Origin of the sequence: Streptococcus oralis (assembly GCF_023109155.1) — a bacterium.
Taxonomy (GTDB): Bacteria; Bacillota; Bacilli; order Lactobacillales; family Streptococcaceae; genus Streptococcus; species Streptococcus oralis_BZ.
In genome coordinates this window covers 686012-704472 of record NZ_JALDUA010000001.1, presented here as the reverse complement: position 1 = coordinate 704472, position 18461 = coordinate 686012, and the positions used below count along the sequence as shown (strand labels likewise).

Here is an 18461-nt window from a genome sequence, read left to right as displayed (position 1 = left end):
TCATGCTAAAACTTATTGCCATTGTTGGAACGAACTCTAAACGTTCTACAAACCGCCAATTGCTCCAATACATGCAAAAACACTTTGCGGATAAAGCTGAAATTGAACTCGTTGAAATCAAGGATATCCCTGTTTTCAACAAACCAGCAGATAAGCAACTTCCAGCTGAAATTCTTGAAATTGCAGCTAAAATGGAAGAGGCTGATGGTGTGATTATCGGTACTCCTGAGTACGACCACTCTATCCCTGCCGTTTTGATGAGCGCTCTTGCTTGGCTATCTTACGGTATCTACCCACTTTTGAACAAACCAATCATGATCACTGGTGCTTCATACGGCACACTTGGTTCGTCTCGTGCCCAATTGCAACTTCGTCAAATCTTGAATGCTCCTGAAATCAAGGCAAATGTTCTTCCAGATGAATTCTTGCTCTCACACTCTCTTCAATCATTTAACCCAAGTGGCGACTTGGTTGACCTTGATGTTATCAAGAAATTGGATGCCATCTTTGATGACTTCCGTATCTTTGTGAAGATTACTGAGAAATTGCGCAATGCGCAAGAATTGCTTCGCAAAGATGCAGAAGAATTTGACTGGGAAAATTTGTAAGATAGGAGACCGAAAGAATGAAATTTGTTGGACTTGTAGGATCAAACTACGATCAATCATATAACCGCAAACTCTTGGAATTTATCCGTCGCAATTTCAAATTCAAATTTGAATTAGAAGTTCTTGAAATCGACGAAGTTCCAATGTTTAACCAAGACGAAAAATGGGACGAAAGCTTCCAATTGCGTTTCTTGTATAACAAGATTACACGTGCTGATGGTGTCATTATCGCCACTCCTGAGCACAACCACACTATCTCAGCTTCGCTCAAATCTGTACTTGAATGGCTTTCATACGAAGTTCATCCATTTGAAAACAAGCCTGTTATGATTGTGGGTGCATCATACTATGACCAAGGAACTTCACGTGCCCAGGTTCACCTTCGTAAAATCCTTGACGCTCCAGGTGTCAATGCCTACACACTTCCAGGAAATGAGTTCCTTCTTGGTAAAGCCAAAGAAGCTTTTGATAACAATGGAAACATCACCAACGAAGGAACTGTTAAATTCCTTGAAACTTGCTTAGATAACTTTGTTAAATACGTAGGAGTCGTTTCGAAATTGAAAAAACCAAAACCAATCGAACCAGAAGACTTGGATTGTGGAAGACCAATTGCTACAACCATTACAGAAGTTGACCCTGACGATCCAGAATGGGTAGAAAAAGTTGCAGCAATCACTGGAGCTGTTTCTGGTGATACCTATGTCAAATTAGACCACGGTATTCTAACAGTTAACCAAATCGATATGTTCTTGAAAGCTATGCCATTTGAATTGACATACGCTGATGACAACAACCAATTCCTCTACTACAACAACGCTCACCAAGATCCAGACACCATGTTTGCCAAACGTGTACCACCTCAATCAGGTAGCCGCATGTCAACTGTGCACGGTTCTCTTCCGCCAGCACGCATGAAGAATGTAGAGTGGGTTATCGGAACACTTCGCAACGGAAACCAAGAATACGTCCGTACGATCGTTCCAGGTTCACCTGCAGGTGTTATCAACACTCACAACTATCAAGCTATGTACTACCCTGACGGATCATACGCTGGTATCAATGAAATCGTCTTTAACTTCCAACCATGGCTTGACTGGTACCTACAAGAAACTGGTCAACGTTTGGTAGGTGGTAGTGGGCCATTCGCTCCTGCTGCTGGAGGTCATGGAGACGCTGATGCTACTTCTGGTGCTTCTGATTCAGGTGATGCTGGAGGTCACGGTGGTGGCGCAGACGCTACTTCTGGTGCGAGCAACTAAGAAACACAAAAGGAGCCAAACGGCTCCTTCTTTTTTATTATTAGCAAAAAAAGGTTTTGTAAATCATCTACAAAACCCTTGAATATTATGAATTTGGATCATCAAGACTACGGCCGTGCAAACCTTTTTCACGTTGTACTTGGCGTAGTTTTTCTGGCGTAACGTCATTTCCTTGTTCATCCACGATTTTGATTCCCTCGATGTGGTGACGAACTGAACGACGATAGCCGTCGATGTATTCCTCACGAAGTTTAGCTTGTTCCACTTTTTCAGCAGAAGTTAAGCCTTCTGTTTTTTTCTTTTTTGCAAGCTCGTTGATACGAGCGATTTTTTTCGGATCCATTTCTTCTCCTTTGTGATAAGATACAGTCCGTTTGACTGAGTTTATTTAGTATTAATTTGGTTGAAACGAGCAAGTTTAGCTGCTTTCTTGGTTAGTTGCGACAAGATAGCCAAACGATTTTGTCGAACAGTCTGATCTTCAGCCATTACCATGGTATTTTCAAAGAAAGCATCAATAACTGGGCTAAGCGCAAAGAGTTGTTCTAATTGCTGACTTGCAGCCCCTGACAAAACAAGAGATTCTACAGCTTCTGCCAAGGCTTTCTCTTCTTCATTCTCAAAGAGAGCAAGATCAACAGTATCAGTTCCTTCGGCTTTTTCAGCCAAGTTGAAAGCACGAGAGAGAGATTCGACAGATGGTTTGAAGTCTTCTTTCTTGCTTGCTTCGACAAGAGCACTTGCTACTTCCAGCATATCTGCCACAACAAAGTTTGAACTTGCAAGAACTGCTTCCTTGATATCTTTTGGAGTAGAACCCATCATCTTATCAACACGAGCCTTGATAAAGTCCATGACCTCTGCTTTATTTTCATAAGTCAAGCTGTCAAATTTCAATGTATAAAGGCTATCAATCAACTCATCCATAGCAATGTGCCAACCAAAAGCATCCAAGATACGAACTACACCTTGCGTCGCACGACGAAGGGCATAAGGGTCATTAGAACCTGAAGGAATCAAGCCTACTGAGAAGAAACTCAAAATCGTATCCAATTTGTCTGCAATGGCTAGAATGGCTCCTACCTTACTCTCTGGAAGTTCTCCTTCGGCTGATGTAGGCATGTAGTGTTCACGAATAGCAGCCGCAACTGCTGGAGTTTCTCCAGCAAGAAGAGCATATTTCTCACCCATAATTCCTTGAAGTTCATCAAACTCACCAACCATACCTGTCAACAAGTCAAACTTGTAAATAGCTGCTGCACGCGCTAGGTCAACTGTTTCATCCACTGACAAACCAGCTTTTTCTGCCAAGAGAATGGCAATCTGCCCCGTACGAATCATGTGTTCACGAAGAGAACCAATCTTTTCGTGGAAGGTCACATGGTTCAATTTTTCGACTAGGTCAGAAATGACCAATTTTTGGTCTTCACGCCAGAAGAATTCACCGTCTTCCAAGCGGGCAACCAAGACTTTTTCATTACCCTTGATGACATTTTCCAAATGCTCTGCGTTTCCGTTACGAACTGAAATGAAGTTTGGTAAGAGTTTACCGTCTTGATCACGAACAACAAAGTAACGTTGGTGTTCTTTCATTGAAGTCACCAAGACTTCTTCAGGCACTTCAAGGTATTTGGCATCAAAACTTCCCATAAAGGCAGTTGGGTATTCAACCAAGTTCAAGACTTCATTGAGCAAATCAGCATCAATTTCGATGCGTACACCATGCTCAGCTTCGATTGCTTTTATTTGGTCAACAATCATTTGCTCACGTTCACGAGGATCCGCAATTACAAATTGTTTACGAAGGTCTTCTTCATAGCTCAATGCTGACTGAATCTTAGTTTCTTGTCCCAAGAAACGATGGCCACGGCTTACACGACCGCCCTTGATATCAAGGAAATCCAAATCAAATTCTTCTTCATCTAAAAGAACAGTTAAAGTGTGTACAGGGCGGATATATTCAAAGGTGTTGTTAGCCCAGTGCATGCTGACAGGGAATGTCAGCGACTTCAAGACGTCTACTACACCTGGAACAATGGCTTCAACTGGTTGCCCCACTTCTTCCTTGATAACATAGACATATTCTTCACCCTTGATTTCACGGAATTCAATATCTTCAACTGTCAATCCTTTTCCACGGACAAATCCTTGAGCTGCTTTGGTGAAGTTTCCATCACTATCCAAGGCAATTTTCTTTGCTGGACCCTTGAAATCTTCTGTCAAATCAGACTGTTTGTCTGCAAGTCCAGTCACACGAACAGCCAAACGACGTGGTGTTGAGAAAGTTTGAATGGCTTCAAAAGACAGGCGGTTTCCCTTGAGGAAGGCTGCCATTTTTTCACCTAGTTGTTTTTCGCTTGGAGTTACTACGTAGGCTGGTAACTCTTCAAGACCGAGTTCTACTAATAAGTTTTTTGTCATGTTTTTTCTCCGAAAAGTATCTTTTTATTTTCCAGTTTGCCTTATGTGATTGGCACGCAAGCAACCGACTTCGTCGTTTCATTGCTAAAATTGGAGCCAAAAGTCTCCAATTTTGCCTAGTATCCTTAGCTTCACTAAGGATACCTTCATCACTGCGGCAACTGGCTCAGGGCTCACTCTGTTCGCCCATTTTCATAATTTGTCACTCTCTTTATTCTGCGTCTTCTGCTAGGAGTTTAGCTCGTGTTGCTTCATCTAAAAGTGGGTAGCCTAGGCGTTTGCGTTCTGCGACAAAGGTTTTAGCTACGACACGGGCCAAGTTACGGATACGAGCGATATAGCCTGCTCGCTCGGTTACGGATACGGCACCACGCGCATCAAGCAGATTAAAGGTGTGTGAACATTTGAGAACATAGTCATAAGCAGGGTGAACCAAGCCCTCTTCCAAGGCACGACCAGCTTCCTTTTCAAACTTATCAAAGTTTTCCAGCAACATCTCTTGGTCAGAAATTTCAAATGAGTATTTCGAATGCTCGTACTCAGGTTGAATAAAGATTTCTCCGTATTTTACACCATCAGCCCACTCGATATCATAGACAGAGTCCACTTCTTGAATGTAAGAAGCTAAACGTTCCAAACCATAGGTAACTTCCGCAGTCACAGGACCTGTTGCCAATCCACCAACTTGTTGGAAATAAGTGAACTGAGTGATTTCCATACCATCAAGCCACACTTCCCAACCGAGACCAGCTGAACCAGTAGAAGGGTTTTCCCAGTTATCTTCAACGAAGCGGATATCATGTTCCAATGGATTGATTCCCAATTTTTCCAAAGACTCAAGATAAAGTTCCTGTATATTTGATGGAGATGGCTTCATAACCACTTGGAATTGGTGGTGTTGGTAGAGACGGTTAGGGTTTTCCCCGTAACGACCGTCAGCAGGACGACGTGATGGCTCTACATAAGCCGCATTCCATGGCTCAGGCCCAATAGCACGAAGGAAAGTGTAAGGACTCATCGTCCCCGCACCTTTTTCATTATCATAAGCCTGCATGAGCATACAACCTTGGTCATTCCAAAATTGTTGCAAAGTCAAAATAATTTCTTGAAATGTTAATTTCTTAGACATTGTTTACTCCTTTAATTTATATTATCTTTTTAGATTTATTCATCAAGCAACCAAGAAAAAGCTGGGTCCTGAAAAATATGACGTTTGGGAACCGTTTGTAAATTCTGATTGCATTCGTCTATTGTACCTAGTTTCAAAGCACAGACTTCTGGTATATTTTCTTGAGCAGTGAAAATTTGACTATGACAGTTCTGACAGTAATAGCGTTGTTTTCCTGGAGATGAACTATAGGTAACCAACTGTTCTTTTCCATGCAATACTAGGTTTTTACTGCTAACTTTGGCATTCACTGTATAGGCAGACGCAGTTGCTTTCCGACAGAATGAGCAGTGGCAAAAAACTAATTCCGACAATTCCTCATCTAAAGTGTAGGTCACTGCTTTGCATAAACAAGATCCTTTAAGCATTATGCTCCTTTCTACTTAGGCATTAGACGAAATTCAAAAAGAACCGAATTTCAACACCCAAGCCTTGCGACTAGGGGCGTCAGAAACGCGGTTCCACCCTAATTTATTACTTCATTGTTTTTAAAAATACGACAGAAAGCGCCAGTTTCTTACCTTGTTCTACTTGGCTCCCACTACCCCAAGCTCGCTGAAGAACGCCCTAAGACTTTCTTTCCTAGCTAGTATTATAGCAGATTTTCTAGCTAGTGTAAACCAAAAATGAGTCTGAAAACAAAGTTCCAGACTCATTTATCAGTAAAGCTTCAGAAAGTCCTGTTTAAGGATGTCTTTTCGCTTTTAGTTTTTTGCCATGTAGATTTCTCTTGGCTTGTTTCAAGGCTGTAATGGCATCTTTGACATCTTCTTGGCTCGCTCCTGGATCTTTAAGGAGTTCCTGTGCCTCTTTAAAAGTTAAAAGATAAGCTGCTTTTTCTTTCTTGTCTGCATAGATAAATCTCGCGTTCTTTTCTTGGAAAAGACGTTCATCCTTGACCAGTTTCTTCAGACTAGAGAAGTCTGTAGCTTTGCCATTCAATTTACTTTTAGCTGTTGCTAGGGCAATGAGAGATTGGTCAATTTGATCCTGTTTGACTCTAGGGTCCACAGCTAGTAAGGCGATTTCTTGGAAGGCACGATCATAAGCTCGACGTACTTTTTCTTTGGCATTCGCATATCGTCCAGTTTTAGTCGTTGCGTAGTAAGCTTTCATAGCTTCTTTCAAGGCTGTAACGTTCGAATCTTTTCCATCCAAAGCTTTACCAGCAGCCTCAAGACTAGCGAGAACGCCATCAATCAATTCTTGCTTCAACTTGCTTGACAAGGCTGACTGTGCCACTTGGAAAGCTTGGTCATAAGCTTTTCTCTTATCTGCACTACTATTAAAGTAACGAGACGTTTCTACCAGTTCTTTTTGTTGATTTACCGCAGCAATCAAGGCCAACTTAGACACAACAGATAGACGCAAAGCATTATTTCGACCTGGCTTCACGAGCAAGGAAACGAGATCTTCAAGGAGTTCATATCCAGTTGGCAAGGTGACTTGTACAGTATAACGACCTGTAGCAACTTTCTTACCAAAGGCGTATTGACCGTATTTTTCAGCAGGAAGAGTGATACTTGTCCCATCTTCTCCTTTCAGAACCACTGTAGTCGTCTTTGGAACTGCTTGGTTGAAGGAAACAGATACCGGTGCATATTCTAGGAGATTTGCTAGGAAGGTAATGGTTTGGAAACTATTTTCTTCCGTCAAGTCAAACTCTTGGGACAAAGCACTGATAAATTTTAATTCTGTTCGGTCATAACTGAAAATTTCTGCTGTATAATGACCAAACTGTAAGAAATGAATCGCTTTTGTCTTGTCAACATCAACATATTGTCCCTTGCTATTTTTGATTCGATAGACGTAGAGGGTATCAATATCCTGGTTTGTTTTTGCATCCTTCAAGGCAATTTTCACTCGACCACTATTTTGATCGCGGACAAGTTCAGCAAGTGAGATATAGTCTACATTTCCTGCATAGTCCTCTACAAGATAGTAAATATTAGCCTTATCAACATCCTTAGGAAGTGTATAACTACCGTCAGCATTGGCCTTAATCAGATGGGTGTTCTCAAGCGCACGAGTTCCAGACTGGTCTTTCCCAGTTAGAACCATGGTCCCTTTCTGGTCAAATGGTGTGATATAGAAGACTTTTTCTGAAAGGATACCGCCTTGACCCACATCTTTTGGTTTGCGAGCTACGAATTCTTGGTTTCCATCTTTAAAGCGAATATAACCACTTGTGATGACAGGTTTTTGAGTATCAATTTGAATTTTAAAGGTCGTGTATTGTTCTTTAGCTCCTGGAACGTCTGGTGTGTAACTAATAACATAGTCATATAAACCATCTGCAACGGTATTGCCATCAAAATCCTGGCCTCTCCAAGCAGTATTATCTAGAATATAACTCTTCAGATTTCTACTGTCTCCATCAAAATAATTTTTACGAAGATCCTTTGCATCGCCCTCCCAAATAGGATGTTCATGCTTGGTATCTGTAGCCGCATAAACTGTAGCCCGAAGATTTACAAGATTTCTCAAAGCAACCGTTTTGTATTCAACTAGGTCTTTGTTTCCATCATCGTTGGGAGAAATGGCAATACGGACATTCCCTTTTTCGTCCAACTGAAGAACATGCTTACCTTCAGCATTTTGTTCAATCCCCAGAACGGTAATTCGGCGTCCTTGGCGTTGACCTTGAGAAACAAGAAGGTCATTTTGCAAGGTTGCGAGATAGGTGGCATCATTAGAGTAGTTAACGGCAGGATTTTCCTTGTCTACTTCCGTGTAAAATCCGTTTTTCCCTTCTCGAACAAGATTGTAAATTGGTTTTTCGACAGCGGGGAGATTTTGGAACTCTCCTCGGAAGCCCATAAATGCAAGACTCACAATATCCCCATCATCTGCTGGATCTACAAAGCGAACAAAACCTTCAAGGAAATAGCCATTTGGCATTTGTTTGCTGAGTTCAGCAGCAAATTTTCGAGCATCCACTTTAACAGTGACTGTTTGACTGCTGTGGGCTTTAACAGTCACTTCAGGCCAGACTGTCTCCGTTAGTTTTCGAGGTCGAAGGGTGAATTTTCCATTTTGGACTTCGTCTGTATTGGTATTCACTACCATCTTGAGAGTACGGTCAGTATCTGAAATATTGTGTACAGTGACCTTGAAAGTAAATTGATCTCCAACATTTCCTAAAGTCACGCTTGGATAACCATTTTCACCCGTTACATAGAGGTCTGTTGACACTGCAGCAGCTGTATCCACAATACCAGAACCTTGCTGACGAGGAGAGGTATAAGTGCCTGTGTCCTTATTAACATGTGGTTTTGCAGTTGACATGATCAAGGCTTTGACAGCCTCTGATACTTGCTCAGGAGTCAATTCTGGATGGTGTTTTTGAAGGTATTCCTTAACCAAAACTGCAACACCCGTAACGTGAGGAGCCGCCATACTGGTTCCGCTGATACTACCATAGGTATTGTCATTAAAGGATGAGTAAATATTGCCACCAGGAGCTGTCACATCCGGTTTCAATTGTCCATCAGTAGTCACTCCCCAACTTGAAAAGTCAGATAGCTGATTGGCTACATCAGAAGGACGATTATCCATCTTACCATTAAAAACAATCTTGTAGTTTCCTGATTTTAAGGCTTCACCATACTGTTTAGAAATAAATACAGAAGGAATTTTCTTTGCTTCATCATCAATAGCCATATTGATGTTTGCGCCCTCTACATTATTGTAGATCAATGCACCAACTGCACCGTGTTTTCGTGCATTTTTGATCTTCTCTGAAAAGTTCATGGCTCCACGCTGAATGAGGGCAAGTTTCCCAGTTAAATCCAACTTCGCAAAGTCTTCTTCACGACCTAACCCTGCTTCGACGTATTCGTACTCTTTTCCTTTTTCAAAGTCCTTATCTGCTTCAGGTTGATTATAATCAAATTTTCCGTTATGAAGGCCGGCATTTCCCTCTAGACCTTTAACTTCAAAAACGGCTGTTGTCAATGTTTTGTTGTTGACAGAAGCAACTGAAATTGAGTCTTCAACAGTGGATGGATTTCCAACTAAGCCATAGTCTGGATTTTCGGCTAGCGGTTTTGAATAACCATTTCCGAATGTATTGCTATTTCCTGCTGAGATAAGAACAGATACTCCCTTGGCACGAGCCCGTTTGATGGCATCCACAATATCGGAACCAGCATCCACCATAGAACCAGTGCTAGATCCCAAACTCATATTAATGGCATCTGCTCCTAAGGCAACTGCATCATCAATCGCCTTTACATATAGAGCCGAACTTGTCGTTTTTTGGCGATCTGAAAAGACACGCATAAACATGACTTGGGCTTCTGGCGCAACACCATAGACCTTTTCACCATTTGGTGCTTCTTTATCAGGGTTTCCAGCTGCAATCCCTGTTACGTGCATCCCATGAGAAGTTCTTTCTGCTTCTTTGATCTTATCTGTTCCGTCAAAGTAGTCATAGGCATAGACAACCTTATTACTATACCATTTACCGTAGTCGATTCCAGCAGCCTTTTTAGCTGCTTCGATGGCTTCCTTGTTTTTAAATTTTGCTTTTGACGGATCCGAAATTCGAAGAACCTCATGATTCAAATCAAGCCCAGAGTCAATAATGGCAACAACGGTCCCTGTTCCCTTGTAACCAGCCTTCCAAGTTTTCGGTACTGTGATGATATCATTGCTTGAAAGACTATTGGGTTTTGCAGACTCAGCTTTTTCTTGTTCTTTTTCAGTAGTTGCTGTTTCTCCAGTAGTTTTAGGAGCTGTCGTTGCTTGAGCCTCTTTGTTCTCTATGTTAGAAGCCTTCTCAGTAGCAGGCGCTGGACTGGCATCTACTGTTGTTTCTTTTTGGACGACACCTTGATTCTCTTCGTTTGCAACTGCGCTATCTTTTCCTGATTCTTGGGATTCGGCAGTTTTATCAACTGGAGTTTCTACCTTAGCATCTTGTTTACTAGCATCCTCTTTAGAAGTTTCAGCTTCTTGTTTCTCTCCAACTACTGGTGCAATCCCATTAGTATTGGTTTGGTCAGTCGCAGAGTTTGAGTGTTTATCGTCTTTTAGCTCTGTCTTAATTTTCTGAGTTTGAGCTTGATTTTCACCTGTACTCTGCTCATTGGCACTGACTTGACTTGCTCCAAAAACCAAAGCAGTTCCCAATAAAACTGAAGCAAGACCAAATTTGTATTTCCGTAATGAAAAACGTTGTCGTCTATTCATACATAATCTCCTTTTTCTTTAAAGTATACCTATTATAGCGCAAATAGGTATAAATTTTTACAAAAATCTGAATTGTCACAAAAATGTAATATTTACGTATATATCTTACTTATTTAATTTTATCATTCGTGTTATTTGCTCCATCAAACCAATATTTTCTAAATTCGTTCCTATATTTCAATCCATAAAATTATTTTATTATACAAACAATTTAGATTTTTTATACACAAAAAGACTAGGATTTAAAATTCCTAGTCTTTGTTATTTCAGTATAAATAGATTTCACAAACTAAAAATCCATCTCATCCACACGAGGTGCACCCGAAGTCACTGAAATTGTCTTTAAGACTTCTCGCTCGTCTCTGCTGAGTTCAATTCCAAAACAGTCAAGATTGCTCTGGATGCGAGAGGCTGTCACTGACTTAGGTAGGGGTAAAAATCCTTCTGCCAAGCTCCAAGCCAAGGCGATTTGAGCCACTGATTTCCCATGCTTATCAGCAATTTCTTGGACTTCTTTCTGTTCAAACAGCTCCCCTTGTCCAAATGGCCCCCAAGCCTCTAAGAGAATTCCTTTCTCTCTACAGTAGTCAACCACTTCCTCTTGATAAACTCCTGGTGCCAAGCGTACCTGATTGACCGCCGGGATGATTCTTGCTGTCTCAAGCAAGGCATCCAAATGCTTGGGAAGGAAATTACTAACACCGATAGCACGAATTTTGCCTTCTTGGTACAGATCCTCCATCGCTCTCCAGACATCGGCATTGCGAGTTTTCCATGCCTCATTTTCTCTTAGTGGTTTTGGATTTGGCCAATGGATAAGGTACAAATCTAGATAATCCAATCCCAGTTTTTCCATTGATTCTTCAAATGCTTGGCGTGCTTCATCATAGCTGTGATTGGTATTCCAGAGTTTGGTCGTTACAAAGATTTCTTGTCTTGGAATACCGCTATCTCGAATAGCACGACCAACACTCTCCTCATTTTTATAGATAGCTGCAGTATCGATATGACGATAACCAGCCTTTAAGGCTTCTAAAACGGCTTGGTAGGCTACCTCTCCATTTTCAGCTTTCCATGTTCCAAATCCTAGTACAGGAATTGAAACTCCATTATTAAGGGTATAAGATTTCATCGTTTTTCCTTTCTATGTGAAGAAAATCTAAAGAAACAAAATCCTGATTATCAGAACACTTGCTCCTTTAGATTTTAACAATTATTGATCACGATCGTAATAGATCTCGTGAGCCTTCAAGCGAGAATTGAGCAATTCAGGAACGGTCACAAATGTATACCCTTCACCCTTTAAATACTCAATGACACTTGGTAGAGAATTAACTGAAGGACCATGGATATCATGCATAAGAACGATCGATCCATTACGAACTTGACGTTGTATCTCTGTCAAAATAGCTGTTTCATTCTTACTCTTCCAGTCCAAACTATCCACATCCCACATGATAAAGCTCAAGTCTAGACTGTTACGAATATCATCTGTAATGGCACCATAAGGCGGACGCATGAGTTTAGAGCTTGATCCTAAAACTTGAGTTAACAGATCTTCTGTATCAGTGATTTGCTTTTTAGCATCTTCGAGCGAAAGTTGTGAAAGAACGGGATGACTCCAGCTGTGGTTTCCTACAACATGACCTTCTGATTTCATTCGTTTTAGAAGGTTTTCATTACCTGCAATGTTTTTACCAAGTACAAAGAAGGTTGCTTTTACACCATATTTAGCTAAAGTATCCAAAGCTTGCGTGGTTGTAGTAGGATTTGGACCATCGTCAAAGGTTAAGGCTACAACCTTTTTATTTTTTTGAGCAAAGTATGCTTGGTACAGTTCAGCATCCTTTTCTAATAGATAAGAGGACTCCAATACATCAAAGAAACTGGATATTGGTAAGGCAATTTCCTCCAGAGTCTCCCCTGGATTAGCAGGATAAAGGATGATTTGACTATCCTTATAATCAAAGCTCCAAGATGTCAATTCTTGGTCTGTGAAGCTCTTTATAACTTGATCAATTTTTGCCTGGTCAAGTTTCTTATCTTCTAGAGTTGATTTGATTTGAGTCAGTAAGAGTTCCTTAGCCTTGCTTGCATCTTTGAAGAGTTTGCTGAGGTCAAAATCTTTCCCATCTTCAGTCAAGAAAATTTTCCCTAAAGAAGTCTTTTCTTTTTCTTCAACCTTTGATGCAGACAAATCGTAGACTTGCTTACTGATACTACGAGCAACAACTCCCTTTAAGACTGGGTCCAACTGCTCACTATAATAAAAGACCAAATCCTCTTTATCTTCCAGCTTTTCTTTAATATCCTGGTTGATTTTTTCTCTAACAGACGCAATGACTTCCTCTCCTTGCAGAGGGTAGTAGGCAATCACCTCAGCTTGACCTTTTCGGAAATGGTCCTTCTGACTACCTGAGTTGAATTGCTGGTCCTTTTCGCTTTTTAGCGCTTCAATTTTTTGTTCGTAAGATTGCTTTTGTAGTAGCTTATAACCAATAGCACTCCCTAATAGAATCGTAGCAATTCCTAAGATTCCAACAAGGGAAAGCAATAGCCTTCTCGTTTTATCGTGAGAAACACGTTTCGCTCTATTTTTTTTCATATTTCCATCATATCAAATCGAGGCTATTATTTCAATGATAAACAGGGATTCTGTCTTTTTTTAGGAAAATAAAAAAGCTTAGAAATCTTCTAAGCTTCTATTTTTAAAAACGAATCGCTTCACGTGTTTTCTCATATGAAGTTACAAAACGGTTTGTAACCCCTGGTTCAGCAACTTCCAAGGCTTGTGAAATTTTTTCAAATGATGCCTGATAGTCAAACTCTTTTTCAAAAATTTCAAGCGCTTCGTTGAAGGCCTCTTGGATACGCTCATCAAATGAACGGTAACGGTTTGAGTATTGCAAGAGTTGCTCCGTCAAGGTTGCATATTGAACGATATCATAGGTTTCTGTTTCAAGTGCTTCCATATCATTTGTTGCGACTTCAAGAATTCGTTTAACCGATTCAATATTCACTTGTGGTTGTTCTAACTCTGCCATCAGATCTTCTGTGTTATGACTTGCAGTAAAGAAAAGTTTCAAGAAACTTTGAGGAATACCTGGCAAGTTTCTCTTCTCCATGTAACGTTTGATAGTATGCAAACGGTTCACATAGACATTTGCTTTTTGGCGAGCATTGAGGTCGTCTTTTTCAATTTGCGCAAGTCGTTCGCTCACAGAGATTTGCTCATCCTCTATATCCTTGAGGTTGCTTTGAAGCATTTCCAACTGTTCTTCAAGAGCAGAGTAGGCTTGTGTTGACTCACCTTGATCCTCTGTCACTTCCATGATTGCCGTATCAAGTGCAGCCAATTCTGCTTGAAGACGACGAACATGATTGCCATCACTTTCAGGAAGAAGGTAGGTTTTAGTCAAGCGTTCAAGGTCTTGAACAAGCACCTGATTATTTTCTTTCAAGTGGTTGAGATAAGTTGGTAATGTAGCAAGAAGACTTTCAACTACTTTTTGAGCTGAAATTTCACGAGTGAAGATATCATAAAGCGCATTGATTTCTTCTTGGATGCGATTATTTTCATACTCTGCATTGTCCAATTCCAACTGACGAATATTTTCTTGATTATTTTTCAGAGATTCATGCAAAAGTTGGAAACGAGACTCAATATCTGTTTCTGTAAAGTGGTAGTTGGCATCCAACAGCTTGCGATAGCCTTCTTCCAAATCTGCCAATTGTTCTGGCAGTTCCTTTGTCAAGGTTTCAACAAGAGCTGGAATTCGCTCAACGATGTGTGTCAAAGCGAGAATATGATTTTCAGTTGAATCAAGAATTGCTGCGGCTTCAACCGGGTCACCTGATGAATTTAGGGTAACAAATTGAGAGAATTCAGATTGGATGTTTTCCAATTGTTTCTCAATCTCAGGAAGGGCCTTACCATATTTCTCCGAATCTTCTGCAACGGTATGTTGAAGGGATTCAAACAAGTCCAAGGCATGAAGGACACGGCCACTATTCTTAGATTCTTGTTTTTCAAGATCAGAAAGGGCATTGCGAATAGCTGCAATATCTTCTTCAATCAAGCCGATTTGGCTTTCAATTTGATCAATCTTGTGAGCAGCTTTGAAAAAACGGAAAGAATTGTTGTAGCTTTCAGCTTCAAAGAGGTGATTTTCGATATCAGCAAATGAGTTCAGAGATAAATCAACCCATTTTTGGTTCCATTCACGGAAGGTCACCTGACTTTGACCAATCAAGTGCATGTTTTTAACGGCTTCAACCTCATCATTTACAGGAAGGTTGTAGAGTTCTTCTTTTCTTTCTTCAAGGGCCGTTAATCTGCTTACATTACGCTTACGTAAAAAGATGGCTGTTACATAAGCTAAGATCAGAATGACTGCAATCGCAACCATTAGATAAATTAGTTGTCCATTAGACATATCAAACTCCTTTTATACTAGAAACAATCGTAATGATTATATCATATTTTTTAAACCAAGGGAACTATTTCCCACATTTTTTAGACGTCAAGTGTACTGTAAACAGCGTTTTCTTCGATAAATTCGCGACGAGGTTCTACTCGATCCCCCATCAACATATCAAAGATTTTATCTGCTTCGGCAGCATCATCTACCGAAACACGCGCCATCAAGCGATGTTCAGGATCCATGGTTGTTTCCCACAATTGGTGGTCATCCATTTCTCCCAAACCTTTATAACGTTGGATGGTTGGTTTTGAACGCCCTTCACTATGACGTGCTAAGGCTTCTTGGAGTTTAATTTCTTGATCTGCACCAGGTTGAATGTATTCTTTGATCTCACTTCCAACTTTAACCCCATAAATTGGTGGTTGGGCAATGTAGACATAACCAGCCTCTAAGATTGGTTTCATATAGCGATAAATCAAGGTTAGCAAGAGAGTTCGAATGTGGGCTCCATCAACATCGGCATCGGTCATCAAAACGAGTTTTTGGTAACGAGCCTTAGTTACATCAAATTCTGCACCAAATCCTGTTCCCATGGCTGTGAAAAGGCTTCGAATTTCTTCGTTGGCAAGGATTTTATCCATGCTAGCTTTTTCAACGTTCAAGATCTTACCACGAATTGGCAAGATAGCTTGGAATTCACGATTACGACCAGATTTGGCTGATCCACCAGCTGAGTCTCCTTCGACGATGAAGAGTTCGGTTTCAGCAGGGTTGTTAGAAGAACAGTCTGCTAGTTTTCCTGGCAAATTGGAAATTTCCAAGCCAGATTTCTTGCGTGTGACTTCACGCGCACGCTTGGCAGCTACACGAGCCTTGGCAGCCAAGATTCCTTTTTCCACGATACGCTTGGCGATCTGTGGATTTTCCATGAGGAAATCAGAAAAGGCATCGCTGAAGAGGCGATTGGTAATCTTGACTACTTCACTATTTCCCAGTTTGGTCTTGGTTTGTCCTTCAAACTGCGGGTTTGGATGCTTAACTGAGATAACTGCAGTCAAGCCTTCACGGACATCTTCTCCTGTTAGGTTGTCTTCATTGTCTTTTAGTAGTTTATTCTTGCGAGCATAATCATTGATAACACGTGTCAGCGCTGTACGGAAACCTTGCTCATGCGTACCACCTTCATGGGTGTGAATGTTATTGGCGAAACTCATAACGTTTTCGTGGTAACCAGTTGTGTACTGCATGGCTACTTCAACTGTGATATCATCCATCTCACCGTCTGTGTAGATTGGTGTATCAAAGATCACATCCTTGTTCTCGTTGATATATTCAACGTAGCTAGCAATCCCACCCTCATAGTGATATTGTTTAGTCTGTTCGAGACCTTCACGCTTATCTGTGATGGAGATTCGAAGGCCTCGGTTCAAAAAGGCTAGTTCTTGAATACGTTTGTTTAATTTTTCAAAGTCAAAAGTTGTTGTTTCTGTAAAAATCTCTGGATCTGGTGTAAAGTGAACTGTTGTTCCGCTTTTATCCGTATCTCCAACTACCTCAAGATCAGCAACAACATGACCACGACGGTATTCTTGGTAATGAATCTTACCGTTTTTATGGACATGAACATCTAGTTGAGTTGAAAGAGCGTTTACTACTGATGAACCTACACCGTGCAATCCTCCTGAAACCTTGTATCCGCCACCGCCGAATTTTCCTCCAGCGTGAAGAACTGTAAAGACAGTCTCAACAGCGGGACGTCCTGTTTTTTCCTGAATATCAACAGGAATTCCACGCCCATCATCCACAACGGTGATGGAATTATCTGGCTCTATAAAGACTTGGATGTGACTGGCAAATCCAGCTAGAGCTTCGTCAATTGAGTTATCAACTATTTCCCATACTAGATGGTGAAGACCTTCTTTTGAAGTCGATCCAATATACATACCTGGACGCATACGAACAGCTTCAAGTCCCTCCAAAACTTGAATTTGACTGGCATCATAATCTTGTGCCTGTTGATTTTTGATTTCTTCTGTCATTTTTTCCCTTTTCTTACATGTCTATTGCTTGTCTCAATGTCGCAACGTTATTAAAAAGATAGGCATCTAAGCCAGCAGCTTTACCTGCTTCTACATCAATATTTCTGTCACCAATGACCAAACCAGATGTAATATGATATTTATCACGTAAATAAATCATGGACTCAGGATCTGGCTTCCGTTTAAAGCCAGAACTAGCAGTCACCACCTCGGTGAAGTAGTTCGCTATCTGGGTCTTAGCAAGAAGTTCTAGTACTTGGTCATTTCGATGAGAAACCAAGAAATGGCGGCCACCCTTGTCCGAAATGTCTTTGAGTAATTCTGGAATTCCCTCAAACAAAACTGGATGTTCTAGCTCACGCGCTTCATTTTCTTTGTAGTTCTCTAAAAACCCCTCGATATTTGGTGCAAACTTCTCAATGGCAAAAGCTGTCGAAACCTTCAAAGCTTCGTAGACACGGTCGTGTTCTTGCTCTATTCCATATTGGGCTAAGGTTTCTACAAAGGCTGCTGTAGAAGACTCATAATTATCCAATAGGGTACCACCTAAATCCCATATATAGTCGTGATATTTCATACCCTTCATTATACCATTTTTTTATGAAAAAAGCGATGATTTCCTAGATTTTTCGGCTCTATAATTTCTATAGATAGTAAAACACTATTGCATCGATGGAGCCTTTTTGTGAAGAATAGCTCCTCTATGAATAATCAAGCAAAATCTTTCTTCTCTCAAATGTACAAATTAAAAAATAGAAACTACTAACAACCGCGTCATTATTCGCAAACGAAACGCTTTTGGATTTCCAAACTTTAAAAATAGAATCCTCATTGCTTTGAATGTCACAATAGAGTGCAGAAAAAGATTATTCCAATATGGAATCTCTTGTTAATTCATTTCAGTTTCCAATGATTCCTTCTTTCTTTTCAATTGTCATTTATTCTCCAAACAGGCAAAAAACGATAACGTCCTTTAAAGGAGTTATCGTTTTTGTATATCGTCAGATAAAGTTTGATTTTTATTGAGCTACATTCGATTAGTTTCTTCCGAAGTTTTGACCTCTACCATCGCGGTCAAAATACATCCAACTTCCATCTTCAAGTTGAATCCATTTGCTTCGAGCCATTTCTCCTGAATTGACATCGAAATATCGACTAACTCCATTCACATCAACAACTTTTCCTTTGACTTGCTTGCCGTCTTGCGTGAAATAGAGAGTCTGTTGACCAACTTGCTGCAAGCCTGTCACTGCTTTTCCAGCTTGATCAAAATAATACCACTCATTTTGGGAACCTTCGACAAACTTGTTGGTTGCCATCTCTCCTGAGTTAGCATCAAAGTA

Annotated in this window: 12 protein-coding genes and 1 pseudogene; 2 read left to right on the top strand and 11 right to left on the bottom strand. The window is 40.6% G+C overall.

The genetic code is table 11. The features are described 5' to 3' along the window. The first annotated feature begins 2 nt into the window (after window positions 1–2). Both M1F63_RS03430 and M1F63_RS03425 read left to right on the top strand, forming a co-directional pair. Window positions 3–608 carry an NADPH-dependent FMN reductase gene (locus M1F63_RS03430; protein ID WP_247940719.1) on the top strand — a complete coding sequence of 202 codons (606 nt, stop codon included), beginning with the start codon at window positions 3–5 and terminating at the stop codon, window positions 606–608. Between the two features lie 17 nt (window positions 609–625). Continuing rightward, window positions 626–1870, top strand: a complete 1245-nt coding sequence (locus M1F63_RS03425; protein ID WP_247940718.1) for an NAD(P)H-dependent oxidoreductase — start codon at window positions 626–628, stop codon at window positions 1868–1870. Window positions 1871–1955: 85 nt separating this feature from the next. Here M1F63_RS03425 and M1F63_RS03420 read toward each other — a convergent pair whose 3' ends face one another. From M1F63_RS03420 to M1F63_RS03370, 11 genes and pseudogenes are all read right to left on the bottom strand, one after another. After that, window positions 1956–2213: a DUF896 family protein gene (locus M1F63_RS03420; RefSeq protein ID WP_247940717.1), complete on the bottom strand. Its 258-nt coding sequence runs from the start codon at window positions 2211–2213 to the stop codon at window positions 1956–1958. Between the two features lie 41 nt (window positions 2214–2254). Next, window positions 2255–4291, bottom strand: a complete 2037-nt coding sequence (gene glyS, locus M1F63_RS03415) for a glycine--tRNA ligase subunit beta (protein WP_247940716.1) — start codon at window positions 4289–4291, stop codon at window positions 2255–2257. Window positions 4292–4502: 211 nt separating this feature from the next. Beyond that, entirely contained in the window at window positions 4503–5420 is a 918-nt protein-coding gene (glyQ, locus tag M1F63_RS03410; protein WP_000038733.1) for a glycine--tRNA ligase subunit alpha, read from the bottom strand. 35 nt (window positions 5421–5455) lie between these two features. Beyond that, window positions 5456–5827 (bottom strand): GFA family protein, encoded by a 372-nt coding sequence (locus M1F63_RS03405; RefSeq protein WP_247920424.1) that lies wholly within the window; start codon window positions 5825–5827, stop codon window positions 5456–5458. Window positions 5828–6143: 316 nt separating this feature from the next. Then, window positions 6144–10655: a S8 family serine peptidase gene (locus M1F63_RS03400; RefSeq protein ID WP_247940715.1), complete on the bottom strand. Its 4512-nt coding sequence runs from the start codon at window positions 10653–10655 to the stop codon at window positions 6144–6146. Window positions 10656–10944: 289 nt separating this feature from the next. After that, window positions 10945–11787 carry an aldo/keto reductase gene (locus tag M1F63_RS03395; RefSeq protein WP_084882760.1) on the bottom strand — a complete coding sequence of 281 codons (843 nt, stop codon included), beginning with the start codon at window positions 11785–11787 and terminating at the stop codon, window positions 10945–10947. A gap of 81 nt (window positions 11788–11868) precedes the next feature. Further along, window positions 11869–13260 (bottom strand): peptidoglycan-N-acetylglucosamine deacetylase PgdA, encoded by a 1392-nt coding sequence (pgdA, locus tag M1F63_RS03390; RefSeq protein ID WP_084882757.1) that lies wholly within the window; start codon window positions 13258–13260, stop codon window positions 11869–11871. A 103-nt stretch (window positions 13261–13363) separates the two neighbouring features. Next, window positions 13364–15091: a septation ring formation regulator EzrA gene (ezrA, locus tag M1F63_RS03385; RefSeq protein ID WP_084882756.1), complete on the bottom strand. Its 1728-nt coding sequence runs from the start codon at window positions 15089–15091 to the stop codon at window positions 13364–13366. An 80-nt stretch (window positions 15092–15171) separates the two neighbouring features. Next, a complete protein-coding gene (gene gyrB, locus M1F63_RS03380; protein WP_049520734.1) occupies window positions 15172–17118 on the bottom strand; it encodes a DNA topoisomerase (ATP-hydrolyzing) subunit B in 1947 nt (648 codons plus the stop codon). 13 nt (window positions 17119–17131) lie between these two features. Beyond that, window positions 17132–17695 (bottom strand): HAD-IA family hydrolase, encoded by a 564-nt coding sequence (locus M1F63_RS03375; protein ID WP_049520806.1) that lies wholly within the window; start codon window positions 17693–17695, stop codon window positions 17132–17134. 460 nt (window positions 17696–18155) lie between these two features. Beyond that, a pseudogene (locus tag M1F63_RS03370) lies at window positions 18156–18461 on the bottom strand (hypothetical protein); the annotation flags it as partial.

Excerpts from the sequence above, each read along its gene's own strand:
- M1F63_RS03430 (WP_247940719.1), top strand. The coding sequence starts at position 3 with ATGCTAAAACTTATTGCCATTGTTGGAACGAACTCTAAACGTTCTACA.
- M1F63_RS03425 (WP_247940718.1), top strand. The coding sequence starts at position 626 with ATGAAATTTGTTGGACTTGTAGGATCAAACTACGATCAATCATATAAC.
- M1F63_RS03420 (WP_247940717.1), bottom strand. The coding sequence starts at position 2,213 with ATGGATCCGAAAAAAATCGCTCGTATCAACGAGCTTGCAAAAAAGAAA.
- glyS (WP_247940716.1), bottom strand. The coding sequence starts at position 4,291 with ATGACAAAAAACTTATTAGTAGAACTCGGTCTTGAAGAGTTACCAGCC.
- glyQ (WP_000038733.1), bottom strand. The coding sequence starts at position 5,420 with ATGTCTAAGAAATTAACATTTCAAGAAATTATTTTGACTTTGCAACAA.
- M1F63_RS03405 (WP_247920424.1), bottom strand. The coding sequence starts at position 5,827 with ATGCTTAAAGGATCTTGTTTATGCAAAGCAGTGACCTACACTTTAGAT.
- M1F63_RS03400 (WP_247940715.1), bottom strand. The coding sequence starts at position 10,655 with ATGAATAGACGACAACGTTTTTCATTACGGAAATACAAATTTGGTCTT.
- M1F63_RS03395 (WP_084882760.1), bottom strand. The coding sequence starts at position 11,787 with ATGAAATCTTATACCCTTAATAATGGAGTTTCAATTCCTGTACTAGGA.
- pgdA (WP_084882757.1), bottom strand. The coding sequence starts at position 13,260 with ATGAAAAAAAATAGAGCGAAACGTGTTTCTCACGATAAAACGAGAAGG.
- ezrA (WP_084882756.1), bottom strand. The coding sequence starts at position 15,091 with ATGTCTAATGGACAACTAATTTATCTAATGGTTGCGATTGCAGTCATT.
- gyrB (WP_049520734.1), bottom strand. The coding sequence starts at position 17,118 with ATGACAGAAGAAATCAAAAATCAACAGGCACAAGATTATGATGCCAGT.
- M1F63_RS03375 (WP_049520806.1), bottom strand. The coding sequence starts at position 17,695 with ATGAAATATCACGACTATATATGGGATTTAGGTGGTACCCTATTGGAT.